1 protein-coding gene is annotated in these 1,838 nt (G+C 39.3%); it reads right to left on the bottom strand.

Features of this window, described 5'->3' with window-relative positions; translation table 11 throughout:
• On the bottom strand, nt 1–1,838 hold a 1,838-nt coding region (locus AS151_RS19255), incomplete at both ends, for a LamG domain-containing protein (protein ID WP_139240794.1).

Genomic DNA, 1,838 nt, shown 5'->3' with positions numbered 1-1,838 from the left:
TACCCAATTTCCAATCTTCACTAACGCTCGAATCAAGCCGAGTAAAATCAGGATCGTAGTTGCTCCCTTCTTCAAAGTTATTATAGTTATAGTATTGACTGAGCCACCCCTGTCCTAAAGGAAAAACACCACTATAGTTTGCGATCTCTTCCGCGCCATTAAACTTGCCATTGAAATTCCAATATCCCACCAAACCTTCTTCTTGACCTTCCAGTTGGGAAGTCATAAGGCTTTGGATTTGACTGGCATTACGAGCCGTATCCCAAATCCGAACTTCATCTATGGCTCCTTCAAAGTAGCTATTGCCTGCTTTACCAATTTCTAACTGTTTGGTTGCTGCTGGCAATTTATTGGCGAAATCAGAGGTAGAGAAAACTTCTACGGCGTTGACGTATAGTTTGTAATCAGTACCGTCGAAGGTGGTGGCAACGTGGTTCCAGGCGTTGGGATTGATAACGTCTTCTACGGTTTTACTGTTCCAGTTGTCTCCATCTCCAAAACCGATTTTGACTGAGGTTTCGTTGATAATAGAAATGCTGGGATAGGCTTGTTTATCTTCTGTGGAAGAACCTAAAATTCCGTGTTGCCCTTTATCGCTAACGTTGGGAAAAATCCAAGCTTCTTGGGTAAATTCGCCGGTTTGGGCTAGGTTGAGATTGTCGTTGGCAGGAACGGAAATCGATTGCTGGTTTTCAAATACGATCGCATCTTCCAGTCCAGCAATGGTGCTACCAAAACCAAATCCTTCTGTAGGGTTAACAACTTCTCCCAAACTGACCGTGGGTTCGTTGTCTTTAAGTTTAGCAGTGGCTGTTTTCTGATTCAGAAGCTTATAAATTTTCGTTTGCGAGTTGGTTGTTTCGTCACTTTCCTCTAATGTAACTTGAATGGTTTCGTCTGTTTCAAAGAGCTCGTCGTTAATATCTTCTACTTGAAGTTTGATTTTGGTAGTCTCTGCAGGAACCTTGAGTTTATAAGTATTTTTGCCGCTTTCGGGATCTGCAAATGCTTTTTGATTCTGATCTCCATCGTCTTTGACAATTGTGTAAAATAGCTTGTAATCCGATCCCTTTTGCGTATCGGCAAAACTGCCTCGAACTGCATCTCCACCAATTGTTAGGTTTAGATCGAATTCTTGAGGAGCTGGCTGTGCTTCACCCTCTGCATCCTGAAAATCAATAGTGAAAATATGTTTAACATTATTGTCTTCACCTTCAGCAAGGGAGTCTTTTTCTTTGGTTATGTTTAGGCGAGGTTCATTATCTTTAAGAATAAATCCTTCGGCGGTTTCTTGTTTTACACCATAACTGCCTTCTTCGACAAGCTTGATATCAAATTCTTCTTGGGACTCAACTAAATTATCGTCTTTTAACTCAACATCATAGATTTTGCTACCTTCACTCCCAGGGAAATTAACAGTATCACTAGAAATTAAATTTAAACCGCTTATTAAATTTAAAAAATCGCTGTTGTTAGAGTCTTTATGATCAATTGTGTATTCTACAGAATAGCTCTTGTTAGGATTTGTTTCTGGATTTTCTTGAGTAATACGAAATTGAGGATTTTGTTCTTTTTCTGTACCGTTTTTTACTTTTTCAATGGAAAATACAGGTTCGTTATCTTCAATGGTGACAGTTGCTGACTGGTTATCAGTGTCAAGAATATAGGCTCCAGGATGTAAAGAAACAGTTAATGTTTCTTCTGGATCGTAAATTAAATCGTCTGGTATATCAATTGTAATTTCTTGCTCTGTTTGGGTAATATCTATAGATTTTTCCGGTTCACCGTCTACACTATAGTAAACAGTGGTTCCTTTAGAACCATCGTAATGTGTAGGG

The sequence above is a fragment of the Geitlerinema sp. PCC 9228 genome (assembly GCF_001870905.1).
Classification (GTDB): Bacteria; Cyanobacteriota; Cyanobacteriia; order Cyanobacteriales; family PCC-9228; genus PCC-9228.
Note: the sequence above shows the minus strand (reverse complement) of the source record. Positions and strands in the feature narration are given on the sequence as shown.